Source organism: Clostridium sp. FS41 (assembly GCF_000954015.1).
Lineage (GTDB): Bacteria > Bacillota > Clostridia > Lachnospirales > Lachnospiraceae > Enterocloster > Enterocloster citroniae.
The window spans coordinates 164,528-178,934 of the sequence record NZ_JYHN01000067.1; the positions used below are offsets into that span (position 1 = coordinate 164,528).

Genomic DNA, 14,407 nt, shown 5'->3' on the forward strand with positions numbered 1-14,407 from the left:
CCATCCGGAAACCTTTTACAACCGGGTCCGTAGACTTAGGAAGAAGGCCTGCTGTGAAATCCCTGAGTTGATTTCCAAAGAGGAGCCTTCACCTGCTCCGATTCAGGAAGTGGTTTGCTTAAATATTTGTAAAAGGCACTTGATTTAAGGAAGGGGCGGAATTCGGTATTAACCGACTGCCCCATAAGTATTAAGCTTGAATTTTTAAATTGCCTGATCTACTAAGATACGCAAAAAGTATTGCAAGAAATTGACTAGAGGTTGGCCTTCTATCTAGCCTATGACCAGCCAGTTTTTGAAGAAGGCGTGGCTCAGATCTCCATGCTACTTGCGATAAAGTCCTAATATTTCGTTCTACCGAATTACATGATGTTTGATACTGTTTCGCGATTTCAGGATATAGACATTTAGTAACAGAATGTATGCACTCCTCATCTTCTTTCATAAGCAAAAGAGCATATTCCGTGTAACGATATCCGATATAATGCAAGTCTGCTCCAAGCAGAGTCAGTAATGTATGTATTTCTGAAGAATCAAATACGGGTTTATGCAGCATCTCCATTCCTCCTTCCTATCAAAATTTTCAACTCCTTGAAGAAGATCAGAATCTCTTCGTCTGTTAATAAAAAAACATAGTATACCAATGTCATGGCAGAAAATCCATACTTTCCATGTTCTTGATCAATATATGATCGCGGCGAGACACGTAGGGCTTCCGCCATATATTCTTGAGAGAAAGCATGAAAGTTACGGTACATATGAATTTGACTTCTTAAATAGTCTTGAAACATAAGCTTTTTCTCATTCATGAAGATTCCTCCTACATTCTACAAGTATGTAAAAATTATATCGTTAATTGGAAAAATATGCCATGAGGTACGCTTCAGAAGGGTTTCAATGTGTGATATTACTTTTTATAAGTTAAGTATTTTACTTTTATAAAATATGTTACTTTCTAAAACTCTGCCAGATTGTGATTATTTTATCTATAATGATTATAACATATTTATTGGATTTATATCCTTCAATATATGAAATATTTACAAAATTTTGCTATATAATTAATTGATATCAGACAAATGTAGTCAGTCAATACCTATATCACAATATTTTAACATAAAAGAGACTCTCTCTAGCCCCATAAGGATTTATTTTTTATTCATTATTATTTACCCTCAGTGGACAAGGGGATACACGCCCCAACCGCCGTCTTTTGGCGGCTGGCCGCGTTAACGTCAGTCGGCGTACGCCCAGTACGCCTCCATCCGTTGCCCTGCCAGCCGCCAAAATACGGTGATTGGGGTCCGAAGGAGTTTTGCCCCACAATCAAAGACTGTAACAGACGTGATATTAGAAAAAAAGCAAAAAGAAAAAGCCCAGAAACCTTATAAAATAAGGACTTCTCGACTTTCTTCGGGTTGGGCTATTCGTTAAAATAGTCAGCAGGGGAAGAGGGGCTCGAACCCCCATCTACGGTTTTGGAGACCGCTGCTCTACCATTGAACTATTCCCCTATGGTCTGTTGTATTTCCGAACCTCAATTAGAATACCATATGTTTTGAAAAGTGTCAACCACTTTTTAAAAATAAGCGACTAAATTATACATACAATTCTAAACAATTCACAACATCAATGACACAGTTATATTTCTGTGCTAATATAGTTAGAAAGACAGGTGATTTGATATTTCTATAAAATAAATCAGTTATGAGTCACCGCATAAAGAGGCAGGAAGGTCTATCGGAGGGAAACATGAAAATTATGGGGAAATGGAATAAACGCTTCGGGTATACCGCTGTTTTTCTGGCAGTTAATCTTATTGCGATTCTGTTGTTGGGAAAAAAGGAATCCTTTTATATCCAAAACGCCATGGCCGCTCATGGTGAGGAAAACATACGCCAGATCAATGGGGTCATGAATAATTATATCCACTCCTTCCAGCTGTTCTCCCACATGATGGCCAGGGAGACAGAGGACAACCGTGATCCCGATGACGTCCTGGACTACTTAAAATCCATTGACTCGGAAATGCTGGACATTGAAGGGGATACCTTTGACGGCCTTTATATGTATTATCAGGGCCGTTATCTGTACAGCTGGGACACGCCTTACTCTGAATATGAAAGCACCGGCTATACAGCCACAGAGCGTCCCTGGTACAAGGATGCCGCGGCAGGAAAGGGGGACATTGTCTTCACTCCTCCATACATGAGCTATGCCAACCATTATATCCTGTCCACGATTTCCCAGCTTCAGCCGGATCAGCAGACCGTCTTTGCCTATGATATCAAAATGGGGAATATTCAGAATCTTGTATCTTCCCTGGTAAGCTATGACCGTGAGCAGATGATGATCTTTGATGACAACGGAACCGTGATCGGAAGCACCAACTCCGACTATCTCGGAGGGAACCTTTGGGATTCCCTGGAAGATATCAAAGCTTCCATAGAGGAAACCAGGGCTTCCATAGAGGAAACCGGGGCTTCCATAGCGGAAACCGGGGCTTCCCCGGAAGAAACAAAGGCCGGCCCGGAGCAGGAGCATACACCTGCAGCTGCCGGCAGCCTTTCGGACGCACAGACAGAAAAGCTAAAGGAGCAGATTCAGTCCGCAGAAGCATTTCTCTCTTTCAGGAAAGGCATTGATGCCGGCCTGTCCAATCTTTTGGACCAAACATCCACGGTTCTCACCGTAAAATCCGGGAACAGCACCTACTTTGGATATCTTCAGCCCGGGAATGGTTACCACTCCCTCACCCTGGTACCCGTGGCCTCCATGCTGAAGTCCTCGGTCCAGATCTGGCTGGTCCCTCTCCTGCTTATGGAACTTCTCCTTTTCTACATCCTTGGGCGTATAAGCAAGGACCGGAAAAGCCGTGAACTGAAAGCAGCATACATAGAGCTTGGACAGACGCAGCGGCGCCTGGAACTGGCCCTGTCCGTTGCCCAGAAGGCGGCTGCCATAGATGACCTGACCGGCATGATGAATTTTAAATCATTCCGGAAAAATGTTGCAGAATACCTGAATTCCATGGAAAAGGACGAATCCGGGATCCTTATTATGCTGGACGGAGACCGCTTTAAAGCGATCAATGATAATTACGGGCATTCCGTTGGCGATGAAGTCATCAAGCTGTCCGCCCAAATGATCGTTGGGCGTATCCGCACCATTGACCTTGCCTCCCGGCTCCATGGAGATGAGTTTGCCATATTCGTGTCCAAAACAGAGGACTATTCCGTGGCCAAACGGATCATTGATGATATCAATCATACCATCGCCGCAGAGGCATCCCGGAGAAATATGCCTCCCATTACCCTGTCCGCAGGGGCTGTTACCGCCCGCCAGGGAGACAGCTATTCCCAGCTGATCAAAGCAGCGGACGCGGCCTTATATCGGGCCAAGGCAACCCACAACGGCGGTTTCTCCTATGCTCCCCCGGCCTGAAACCGCAATTGTCCGGATCCGCTCTCCTAGATCACGCCAATGGCCTCCCGCACATTGGCCACTCCAATTATCTTAATCCCCTCCACCGGCTTCATCTTATCCGCGCACACCTTTGGCAGCACGCAGGAGGTAAAGCCCAGCTTGGCAGCCTCGCTCACCCGCTGCCCTGCCTGGGACACGGCTCTCACCTCTCCTGACAGTCCCACCTCTCCGAATATCAGCATCTTTGGGTCCACCGGCCGGTCTTTATAACTGGAGATGATGGCCATGACAATGGCCAGATCCAATGCAGGTTCATTCATCTTCATGCCTCCGGCAATGTTGACATAGGCGTCCAGACGGGACATCTCGTAGCGGCACCGCTTTTCCAGAACAGCCATCAGAAGATTCACCCGGTTATAATCCGTACCCGCGGCCGTGCGCCGGGGCATACCGAAATTTGTCTCGGTCACCAGGGCCTGGACCTCCAGCAGAATGGGCCTGGTGCCCTCAAAGGAACAGGAAACCACTGCTCCTGAGGCCTCCTCCGGCCGGCCGTCCAGCATATATTCGGAAGGGTTCTCAACCTCCACCAGCCCCTCCTCCTGCATCTCAAACACGCCGATCTCATTGGTGGAGCCAAACCTGTTCTTTACACCTCTCAAAATCCTGTAGGAAGCATGCCTGTCCCCCTCAAAGTAAAGCACCGTATCCACCATATGCTCCAGCACCCTGGGACCGGCCACCACACCCTCCTTGGTAACATGCCCCACCACGAAGATAGCGATCCCGCGGCTTTTGGCGATCTGCATGAGAATACTGGTGGACTCCCTTACCTGGCTGACGCTTCCCGGGGCAGAGGATATCTCCTCCCGGTACATGGTCTGGATGGAGTCAATGACTGCGATCTGGGGCTTTTCAGCGTCTATGGCCTGTTCAATATGTTCCAGGCTGGTTTCACACAGGAATTTCAGTTCCCCTGTCACGGGTCCGATACGGTTTGCCCTCATCTTAATCTGCTTCAGCGACTCCTCACCTGATATGTATAACACTTTCTGCCCCGCTCCGGCCAGGTGCCTGCACACCTGAAGAAGAAGGGTGGATTTCCCTATACCCGGATCCCCTCCCACCAATACCAGGGAACCTGCCACAATACCATCTCCCAGCACCCGGTCCAGCTCCCGGAAGCCAGTGGGGATCCTGTCCTGCTCATCCAAATCGATTTCCGATAAAAGGGATGGCCTGGCTGTCAAAGCTGCCGGCTTTGAGCTGCCGCCCCCCATGCGTCCAAGACTGCCGGCCGGCGTTTTGGACACCGGCTCCTCCACCAGGGAGTTCCATTCCTTACACGCCGGGCATTGTCCCATCCATTTTGAAGATTCATATCCGCACTCTTTACAAAAAAACGCGGTTGTCCTTGCTTTTGCCATTCTTTCCTCCCGGATTCCTTTTGTCAGCCAATACGCCGTATATGATCTGCTCTGTATAGAAACAGGCTGGAATCTCTTCCAGCCCGCTTCCTGCATATTATACTCTCCTGATCGCCTTGACATTGACTGCCAGGCCCTCTTCCAACTCCACGCTTACGCTGAGCTTACCGCTCATGTTGGTCTTCATATTGCCCACGGCTGCATCGTTTACGTAAACTTCGTAGTCTGTATCATTCTCCAGCTGAATCGTGATCTGCGCATCCTTGCTTCCTTCTACTGTGAACTCCACGCCCTCATCCGTAACCTTGAAATGCTCTGCTGCGGTTCCCGGAACAGATTCATATACAAACATGTCATTGCGCTCCAGCTTGGTAATCTCATTGTAGGTCTTGACCTTGTACATATCCCCTTGATATTCAAAATCGGACTTCTTTGCCTTTTGCCCTAACGTATAATTGCCAAAACTAATGGTGCCATCCTGCTCTGTGCAGATTAACTCTTCAATGACCGGCATCTTCTTATCCTCCTGCTAAATGTGCTTAAGTAACTTCCTCATAAAAATTATACATCAATACCAAACAAATAACCAGTGAAAATATTCTTAAATTGATTTCCTTCTCATTAAGCCTTTGCAGCAGCGGTTGATTTCTTTTTTCCCGGCGTCTTGCCGGCGTCTCCCTTAGCTGCCTCTGTCTTGGTACCGGAAGTCCTGCGCTTTGGAGCTGCTTTGGATTTTGATGTAAAGGTCAGCTTTTCTCCGTCAAACCCTACCTGAACCGTATCACCGGCCTTTATGCCGCCATCCAGCATTTCCTCGGCCATCTTATCCTCCACCAGATTCTGGATCGTACGTCTCAGCGGCCTTGCGCCGTATTTCTCATCATAGCCCTTATCGATCAGGTATTCCCTGGCTTCATCGGTCACTGTAAGTTCGATTCCCAGCTGGTCCTTGCTGCGCTTTCCGATGGTACTCAGCATGATGTCCGCAATTCCCTTGATATGATCCTTGCTCAGCTGGTGGAATACGATGATCTCATCGATCCTGTTTAGGAATTCCGGCTTGAACAGACGTTTCACCTCGTCCATGACCCGTTCCTTCATAAAGGTATAATCAGCCTTTGCGTCACTGGCCGCACCAAATCCAAGGCGCTTCGGGGAAATGATATTCTCCGCGCCCGCATTGCTTGTCATAATGATAATGGTATTCTTAAAATCGATCTTGCGGCCCTGCGCATCCGTGATATGTCCGTCATCCAGCACCTGGAGCAAAATGTTAAACACATCCGGATGGGCTTTCTCTATCTCATCAAACAGGATCACGGAGTAGGGATTCCTGCGTACCTTTTCACTGAGCTGTCCGCCCTCATCATAGCCCACATATCCTGGCGGGGATCCGATCATCTTGGACACACTGTGTTTCTCCATGTATTCAGACATATCCACCCGAATCAGTGCATTCTCTGTTCCAAACATGGCCTCGGACAGGGCTTTGGAGAGTTCTGTTTTTCCAACGCCCGTGGGGCCCAGGAATAAGAAGGAGCCAATGGGACGTCCCGGATCCTTAAGCCCTACCCTGCCTCTTCGGATAGCCTTGGAAATGGCGGTAACCGCCTCCTCCTGCCCTACCACGCGCTGATGAAGGATTCCCTCCAGGTTCTTCAGGCGCTCGGACTCTTCCTCAGCCAGCTTGCGCACCGGTATCCTGGTCCATCCGGAAACCACATCAGCGATCTCATTATCGCTTACAAGCAGTTTCTTTGTTTCCTTTTCCTTCTGCCATTTCTCCATGGTCTGATTGATCTTTTCACGCAGCTTTTCCTGCTTGCTCTTGATCTCTCCCGCCTTTTCATAGGCTTCCTTTTTAATGGCCTCTTCCTTGCTCTCTTCCAGTGCCTCTATCTCTTCCTCGTATTCCTTGATCTTGGAAGGTTTTGTATAATTGGCAAGCCTTACCCTGGAGGACGCCTCATCGATCAGGTCAATGGCTTTGTCCGGCAGGAACCTGTCATTGATATAACGGCTGCTCAGCTTCACGGCAGCTGCCAGGGCCTCGTCCGTAATCTCCACCTTATGGTGTTCTTCATAGCGGCTGCGAAGCCCCCTTAAAATGGCCACGGATTCATCTTCCGTGGGCTCGTCTACGGTCACAGGCTGGAAACGGCGCTCCAGCGCGGAGTCCTTCTCAATATATTTGCGGTATTCGTTGATGGTGGTGGCGCCGATAAGCTGCAGCTCTCCTCTTGCCAGGGATGGTTTCAGGATATTGGACGCGTCCAGCGCGCCCTCCGCTCCGCCGGCTCCGATGATCGTATGGATCTCATCGATAAACAGCAGCACATCCCCTGAATCGATCACTTCAGAGATCACCTTCTTAATCCGCTCCTCAAACTCTCCCCTGTACTTGGAACCGGCAACCATACCGGACAGGTCCAGGGTCATGACCCTCTTGTCCGCAATGGTTTCCGGCACATTGCCGGAAACGATCATCTGGGCCAGCCCCTCCACAACAGCGGTCTTGCCCACGCCCGGTTCTCCGATCAGGCAGGGATTATTCTTGGTTCTGCGGCTCAGGATCTGGATCACCCTCTGTATCTCCTGCTCCCGTCCGATCACAGGATCCAGCCTTCCGTCCGCCGCCAGCTGTGTCAGGTTGCGGCTGTAGCTGTCCAGGGTTGGTGTGGCATTGCTTTTTCTGCCTCCCTTTGCGCCTGAAATATCATCTTTTACAGCAGGGGCATCCTCCCCCATAGCTGCCAGCAGATCGATATAAAGCTTCTGGATGCTGACACCAATGGTGTTGAGAAGCCTGCTTGCCACACAGTCGCCTTCCCTGAGGATGGCTATAAGGATGTGCTCCGTTCCTATCTGTGCCGCCTTAAAACGCACTGCCTCCCTGTAGCTGTTCTCTATGACCCTGCGGGCCCTTGGGGTATATGCGGTCTGGTTGGTAGTCTGAATGGTGGGATTAGGCGCGATCAGCTGGCTTACCAGTTCGATCACCCGATCCTCCTCCACCCCATTGTCCTCCAGCACCTTGGCCGCAACGCCGGTTCCTTCCTGCAGCAGGCCGATGAGAAGATGCTCCGTGCCCACATATCCATGGTTCAGGCTCTCCGCCACGCCCACTGCCAGTCCCAGCGCTTCCTGGGCCTGCTGTGTATATCGTTCCATCATAAGTTTTATGTCCTCCTTACAAGTGTTACTTAACTTCTATCTCAGGTAGATTCTGTCTCACATATGCTGCCCTTACAGAGTCCATCTCATCCTTATCCAGGGGACGCTTTGCCCAAAGATTCAGGTTTGCGGGCTTAATACCCAGAACCAGGTTGTAAAGGGAACATTTTTTATCAAAGGACATCAGTCCGTCCTCCTCCCCTGCCATTAGCTGGGAAATGAAGATGCGCGCATCCTTTTCAGATATCTTCCTTGCATATTTGAGAACGCCGTAGGACTTATATACCTCGTCCTCGCGTTCCAGTCTCTGTGTATTAAGGGTGGCGTTCCTCACCCTCATCTCCTGGTTGTTCAGCTGGGATGCCGCCTTGGTCACCAGTTCCACGATCTCCTTTTCAGACAACCCTAAGGTCCTCTGGTTGGAGATTTCATAAAGGCTTCCGTAATTATCGCTTCCCTCTCCGTAAAGTCCCCGGATCGCTGTTCCAAAACGGCTCATATCGCCTACTATGCTCTGGAATTTTCTCACCTGGGACAGTGTTGGCAGATGAAGGACCACACAGGCCCGAAGTCCGGTTCCCACATTGGTGGGGAAGGAGGTCAGATAACCGTATTTCTCATCAAACGCATAGGAATAACGCTCATTTACATAATCGTCCATGGCGTCCGCCTTCTGCCATAATTCATCCAGTTTAAGACCGGAAGCCAAAAACTGCATGCGTATATGGTCATCTCCTCCCAGCACCAGGCTGCTGCCCTCATCCTCAGACAACAGAAGGCCCGCCGGCTCCTTCTTGTTCACTGCTGCTAGGTTCAGGATTCTGCGCTCCCTGAGCGCCAGTTTTTCCAGTTCCCTGACCTCATTCAGCTGCTGATACTTGTACGGATTTCCATCCAGTTCCGGAAGATTCTTAAGCCCTTCCTTCATGCGTTCCAGCATTTCCCCGCACTGCTGCGCCGTCATTCTGGAGGGAAATGCATACTCATCCCAGTTCCGGGCCAGGCGGATGCGGCTGTAAACAATATTGGAGTTTTTGTTGTCCACGCTGTCAAACCATTTACTCATGGATATCCGCCTCCTTTTTTAGTTCTTTGATCTGGTCACGGCACTGTGCTGCCAGCTCATACTCTTCCTGCTTCACCGCTTCCTTAAGCCGGGTCTCCAGCTCACGGATCTGCTTATTCACAGCCGCTGACCTGCTGTCCATTCCATTTTCCTGAATGGCAGCGCTATCTGCGGTCTCCTTTGTCTCTCCGGCATTGGCCTGGGCGGGATGTTCCTTCTCAAATGTGCTTCTGAATTTGGGATGCTTGCCCTTATGGTTTCCGCTTCCCTGAAGCTGCTTCATCTTATCGCTGATGAACAGGTCGAATACCCCATAGCAGTCCGGGCATCCAAACCGGCTGTTTTCCACAAAATCATCAAAACTGGTGCCGCAGGTGGGACACACCACCTTGCCGCGCACATCGGTCTCCTCCTCATCGTCCTCAAGGCCCAGAAGGCCGGACAGGAGTTTTCCCAACGGGAATTCACCGTCCAGAATGGCGGCGTATTGTCCAAAATCCATCTCTCTCGCACAGTGGGAACAGAGATTGTGCTCTGTCTTGATCCCGTTTATGATCTCTGTGTATCTGATATTGGCTTCCCGGATCTTACATCTTTCACATAACATACGAATCCTCCATTTGTCATCAAAGGCGCGCTGTCACCGCCTTAGTTTTCTTCCGCCTCATCTTCTCCTTCCATACACCCGCGGGTGTACTTATCAAAAATCTCATCTACCAGCTGGTGAACTTCCTGCCTGGTCATATTCTTACAGATTCCCCAGGCAAGCACAACATCCAGGTTCCTGCGCATCTCTCCGATGGCCTGTATCTTATCAATATCCAGACTCACCACTGCGCCTCTGCGGCGGTCCAGCTTCACAAAGCCTTCCTGCTTAAGTACAGTGTATGCCTTATTAACTGTATGCATGTTGATGCCGATATAATCAGCCATCTGTCGCACAGAGGGAAGGGAGTCCCCCTCCCGGATCATGTCCGTGGCAATGCCCATGATAATCTGGTTGCGCAGCTGTATATAGATTGCTTCATCACTGTTGAAATCAATCTTCAATACCATAAATCCACCATCTTTCGACTTATACTGACATAAAAGTTATATTTGTTCTACAAGCATTATAACAACACTTGTTAATATTACTATAGCAAGGGAACATGGATTCGTCAAGCAGAAAAAGGAGGGAATCCCCCCTCCTTTTACCGTTTTCCCTATTGTTTTAACACTTCCCGTCCATCCATCTTATGATCACTTCGAATATCTCATCAATGGAGTCAAAAGGAAATACCTTTCCCTGCTTAAGGGGCACATCGGATACGTAAGCCAGCACGGTCCGCGGATCACACACCGGTTCAGAGGACACAGCCGCCCTCAATACTTCGATCTTAGGAAAGGAAGAATACTTCTGCCCTTCCAGCAGGATCAGATCCGCCTCCGGGAAAAAAGCAAAGAAATCCTCCGCTTCCATGCCCGGCTGATCCTTGACCAGCGAAAACCGGCTGCCGGAATATACCACGGTCCCATAAGCCCCGGCCTTTTTCATGCGGAAGCTGTCCGTATCCGGTACATCGGCTTCAAACTCGTGTCCGTCATGTTTGATGACCGCGGTGCGTACCCCTGCCCCGGACAGTACCCCCACCAGTTTTTCCAGCAGCCATGTCTTCCCCGCATCCTTCCTTCCGCTGACAGCCAGGACAGGAAGTCGCTTCTTCCCCAGTTCTTTGTAAATCTCCGGGGTGTTTACATTCAAAAACCATGTGTCCGGGATATGTTCTTTTGCGGTCTTTGCCTCCACGCAGTTTACGTGCTCCAAAAAATCCATCATTCGATAATTCTGCGAATGGATCCGGGTCCTCAGTTCCCGCAGGCAGGTTCTGGAATACAGAGCGCACATGGGCTGCAGCCTGCCGTCCCTGGTGCGCCACAAAACAGCATCCACTCCCGGTTTCCAGTATTTTAACAGGCATTCCGCCATCCTGCCCCGAAACAGCGGCATGTCACAGGACACAAAAAACAGGAATGGTTCTGCTGTCTGCTCAAGGCAGGACCAGATTCCTCCCATGGGCCCAATCCATTCCCCATCCTTTCCCCGGACCGTATCCTCCACCACAGTAAAACCTTGCACCGGTTCTCCGCTTTTATAAGCAGCCCGGGACAGATAACACGGGACACCCAGGGAATGAAGTTCATTTCCAATTATATCTAAAAAAGTCTTTTCTCCATGGATCAGGCTGCTTTTATCCGCATACCCCATCCTGCTCCCCTGCCCTCCTGACAGGATCACGCCTCCCCAGCTCATGTCCATTCCCTCACTTCTCCCTGCCATCCAGTTCCCCTTCATTGGCCTCTTCCCTGCATATGGTTTCCTGAAGCTGGCTTTCCAGAACTGCAATTTCCATCACGGCCTGGCGGTAATTAACTGACAGGCGGATGTATTTCCCTTTTTCCCGTGCAGCCTCAGATGCAGTCCGTACAATCCGCTCCAGCACCTCCCGGTTCAGGGCCCCTCCTCTCCAGTGAAACACAAAATAGGGCTGTTTTTTCCGCAGCACCGCCTTCATGCGGCCTGACACATCCTCCACCTTGGTCAGCGACAGACGGTTTTCCTTATAATAGAAGCGGGATCCATCCGGGCAGGCAGGCATTCCATAAACCAGCGGCTGATGGTCCCTAAACATCATCTTATCATCCAGGTTATAGTAGTCAAAGCGTTTCTGCCCATAACGCCCCAGGGAATTGTCAAAGGTTGCATCCAGATGATACCACGTATTCTTAAGCTTTACCAGGTTCCAGGCATGGCGGTAACGGATTCCCTGTTCCGGATCAGCCTGGCTGATGGCAATGATACATTCCATTCCCATCCTGTCACAAAGGATCTTCACTGTTTTTGCAATCCCTTCGCAGACCCCTACCCCCTGCTGAAGAGGGCCTATGATTTCATGGGAATACTGCTTTTTCAGCTTATCATATGTCACATTGGTGCAGATAAAGTCGTGGATGTATTTCTCCTTCTCTTCTGGGGACAGATCCCCGGCCTGCTGGACCAGGCGGTTGATTCTGGATTCCAGGGCAAGTTTCATCTCCTTGATCTTTTTCTTCTCAAACATGTATTGGGGAATGAACTGGACATATTGGGAATTGTCAGCATACCGGTAATTAAATCCCTCCACATAAAAGATTGAGGGATGATCCAGACGAAGCCTGAAAAACAAGTCGGAGAGTTCACGCCCGCCCAGGTTCAGTACCGGAAATTCCGGGGCAATTGCCTCAAAGCCGTCCAGCATGGAGCGGTACGCCGACTGCTCTCCTTTTGTCATGTGCTGGTAATAATATTCCTGTCTCATAATCTTATCCTGACATCTGTTATCGTTTAACTTCATTTGCATGTCCGGCTTTTTTAACCGGCTTTTTATATGCTAACATAAAGTCAGGAAAAAATAAACTGCTATTTGTATTCCTGGTTGCCAAAAAACACCATCCAAAAAAACAGCATGGCCATAACCAGCCATGCTGTATAACGTACGGGTGTGTATCAATATGTTAATATTATATGGGACACTCATATGTTCCTTCGTGTATTCTTTCGCATGTGTTTTCCCATCTCCCATCAGGTAATGGACGCCTCATAGATTTCCTTAATGGACTGCGCCAGCATGCGGTCAAACTCCCCTTCTGTCTGTTTGGCGCTAAGCCCTTCCGACAATGCCCGGGAGAAACTTGCGATCAATCCGGGGCTGCGGCTTAAGCGTTCATTGGCCTCCTCCCTGGAATAACCTCCGGACAGGGCCACTACCCGGACTACATGGGGATCTTCCATGATATCGCTGTAGAAACCATGTTTATTCGGGATGGAAAGCTTAAACATCAGTTTTGTACCCTCTGGAAGTTCTGACAGATGAGTTTTGATTTCCTCCTTCATGATGCGCTCGCTCTCAGCCTTATCAGGGCTGTAGATATCGATCTCAGGCTCCAGTATGGGAACCAGGCCGGCAGCTGCGATCTTCAGGCCGATCTCAAACTGTTGGTCCACGATCTTCTTAATACCTGCCGGATCCGCTTTCTTGATCACGGAACGCATCTTGGTGCCAAAGATATGATGCTCCTTTGCCCTGGTCAAAAGCGCATCCAAAGCCGGAATAGGTTTCATAAGGCGCACCCCGTCCTCCTCCTCTGCCAGCCCCTTGTCAACCTTCAGGATGGGAATGATACCCTTAACCTCCCACAGGTAATCGGCTGTCAGCCTGTCTTCGATCCTGCGTTCCATGGTGTTCTCAAACAGGATTGCGGCCAGGATGTGATCTGATGTAAAGGACGGGCTGGTAATGATCCTGGTCCTCATCTCATGAACCAGATTAAACATTTCTTCGTCCGTGCTGTACTGCTCCTCGCCTATGCCATAATTCTTCAGGGCCTTTGGCGTACTGCCGCCGCTCTGGTCCAATGCCGCAATAAACCCCCTGCCCTCGCTCATACGTTTTAACTGCTCCTGGTTCATAAGGCTACCTCTCTTTCTTGTTGAAAATACAATGAGTTAAAAAGAACAGGAAGACACACCTTGCGCCCGCCTGTTCCTGGTTCTTTTCCAACAATACTGGCTGCATAGGCGCAGACCCAACACATCGAAAACAATCACACTGAGAATACTATTATTATAGTAAAATCCGCTCCCCATTGTCAATAGGAGTTTCCAGAAGTTGCTAAATATTCAAATGATGGTACAATGAAGTCAGGCCGTATTTCTGCCAAATCTATCCGCAGTACAAAAGGAGAACCACACAATGAATGAAAACAAAGACCTTCTGCTTCCTGGCTATACCAGGGTTTCCCATTCCCTGGAACCTGTATATGACCGGAATTCACGCATCCTGATCCTGGGCAGCTTCCCCTCCGTTAAGTCCAGGGAACAAAATTTTTATTACGGGCATCCCCAGAACCGGTTCTGGAAACTGATGGGGCGGCTGTTAAAGGAAACATTTCCTCCTGAATATCAAGGAAAAAAGTCCATCCTGCTGAGACACGGGATCGCCCTCTGGGACGTGATCCACTCCTGTGACATCAAGGGTTCCAGCGACCAGAGCATCTGTAATGTCACCCCCATGGATCTGGAGCGCATCTTACAGGCCGCCGACATAAGGGAGATCATCACCAATGGCAGCACAGCCCACCGCCTCTATGTAAAATACTGCCGCCAACACACGGGAAGGGACGCTGTCAAATGCCCCTCCACCAGTCCTGCCAATGCCGCTTTTACACTGGACCGCCTGGAAAAGGACTGGGGCGATGTGCTGCTCCCCCTTCTGGAGGCCGGGAGGTAACCTTA

The 14,407-nt window shown here is 49.5% G+C and carries 12 protein-coding genes and 1 tRNA gene; 2 read left to right on the forward strand and 11 right to left on the reverse strand.

The features are described from left to right. Nucleotides 1–545 precede the first annotated feature (545 nt). Together CLFS41_RS20535 and CLFS41_RS20540 are read right to left on the reverse strand one after the other, a co-directional pair. A complete protein-coding gene (locus tag CLFS41_RS20535) occupies nt 546–809 on the reverse strand; it encodes a hypothetical protein (protein WP_007863849.1) in 264 nt (87 codons plus the stop codon). A gap of 634 nt (nt 810–1,443) precedes the next feature. Beyond that, nucleotides 1,444–1,514, reverse strand: a tRNA-Trp gene (locus tag CLFS41_RS20540). Between the two features lie 238 nt (nt 1,515–1,752). Here CLFS41_RS20540 and CLFS41_RS20545 point away from each other — a divergent pair. After that, nucleotides 1,753–3,444 (forward strand): sensor domain-containing diguanylate cyclase, encoded by a 1,692-nt coding sequence (locus CLFS41_RS20545; RefSeq protein WP_045093323.1) that lies wholly within the window; start codon nt 1,753–1,755, stop codon nt 3,442–3,444. 26 nt (nt 3,445–3,470) lie between these two features. Here the strand turns inward: CLFS41_RS20545 and radA are convergent, their stop codons facing one another. The 9 genes from radA to CLFS41_RS20595 all read right to left on the reverse strand — a co-directional run bounded on the left by radA (nt 3,471) and on the right by CLFS41_RS20595 (nt 13,582). After that, on the reverse strand, nt 3,471–4,853 hold the full coding sequence (gene radA / locus CLFS41_RS20550; protein ID WP_040416687.1) for a DNA repair protein RadA: 1,383 nt from the start codon (nt 4,851–4,853) through the stop codon (nt 3,471–3,473). A 97-nt stretch (nt 4,854–4,950) separates the two neighbouring features. Beyond that, the gene (locus CLFS41_RS20555; RefSeq protein ID WP_007863841.1) at nt 4,951–5,367 is read right to left on the reverse strand and encodes a hypothetical protein; all 417 of its coding nucleotides are present in this window, start codon (nt 5,365–5,367) and stop codon (nt 4,951–4,953) included. 107 nt (nt 5,368–5,474) lie between these two features. Continuing rightward, nucleotides 5,475–8,027, reverse strand: coding sequence for an ATP-dependent Clp protease ATP-binding subunit (locus CLFS41_RS20560; RefSeq protein WP_045093324.1), 2,553 nt, complete (start codon nt 8,025–8,027; stop codon nt 5,475–5,477). 25 nt (nt 8,028–8,052) lie between these two features. After that, nucleotides 8,053–9,093 carry an ATP--guanido phosphotransferase gene (locus CLFS41_RS20565; RefSeq protein ID WP_007863837.1) on the reverse strand — a complete coding sequence of 347 codons (1,041 nt, stop codon included), beginning with the start codon at nt 9,091–9,093 and terminating at the stop codon, nt 8,053–8,055. Next, nucleotides 9,086–9,700, reverse strand: a complete 615-nt coding sequence (locus CLFS41_RS20570; protein WP_007863835.1) for a UvrB/UvrC motif-containing protein — start codon at nt 9,698–9,700, stop codon at nt 9,086–9,088. Before CLFS41_RS20570 ends, CLFS41_RS20565 begins: the two co-directional genes overlap by 8 nt. A gap of 41 nt (nt 9,701–9,741) precedes the next feature. Further along, nucleotides 9,742–10,149 (reverse strand): GntR family transcriptional regulator, encoded by a 408-nt coding sequence (locus CLFS41_RS20575; protein ID WP_007863833.1) that lies wholly within the window; start codon nt 10,147–10,149, stop codon nt 9,742–9,744. Between the two features lie 157 nt (nt 10,150–10,306). Continuing rightward, a complete protein-coding gene (gene mobB / locus CLFS41_RS20580; protein ID WP_242856897.1) occupies nt 10,307–11,413 on the reverse strand; it encodes a molybdopterin-guanine dinucleotide biosynthesis protein B in 1,107 nt (368 codons plus the stop codon). Next, entirely contained in the window at nt 11,397–12,431 is a 1,035-nt protein-coding gene (locus CLFS41_RS20585; protein WP_045093443.1) for a transglutaminase domain-containing protein, read from the reverse strand. The genes mobB and CLFS41_RS20585 overlap by 17 nt, the downstream gene beginning before the upstream one ends. 263 nt (nt 12,432–12,694) lie before the next feature. Beyond that, a complete protein-coding gene (locus tag CLFS41_RS20595; RefSeq protein WP_007863814.1) occupies nt 12,695–13,582 on the reverse strand; it encodes a fructose bisphosphate aldolase in 888 nt (295 codons plus the stop codon). A gap of 283 nt (nt 13,583–13,865) precedes the next feature. Here CLFS41_RS20595 and CLFS41_RS20600 point away from each other — a divergent pair, with 283 nt between their 5' ends. After that, the gene (locus CLFS41_RS20600; RefSeq protein WP_007863813.1) at nt 13,866–14,402 is read left to right on the forward strand and encodes a DNA-deoxyinosine glycosylase; all 537 of its coding nucleotides are present in this window, start codon (nt 13,866–13,868) and stop codon (nt 14,400–14,402) included. Nucleotides 14,403–14,407 lie beyond the last annotated feature (5 nt).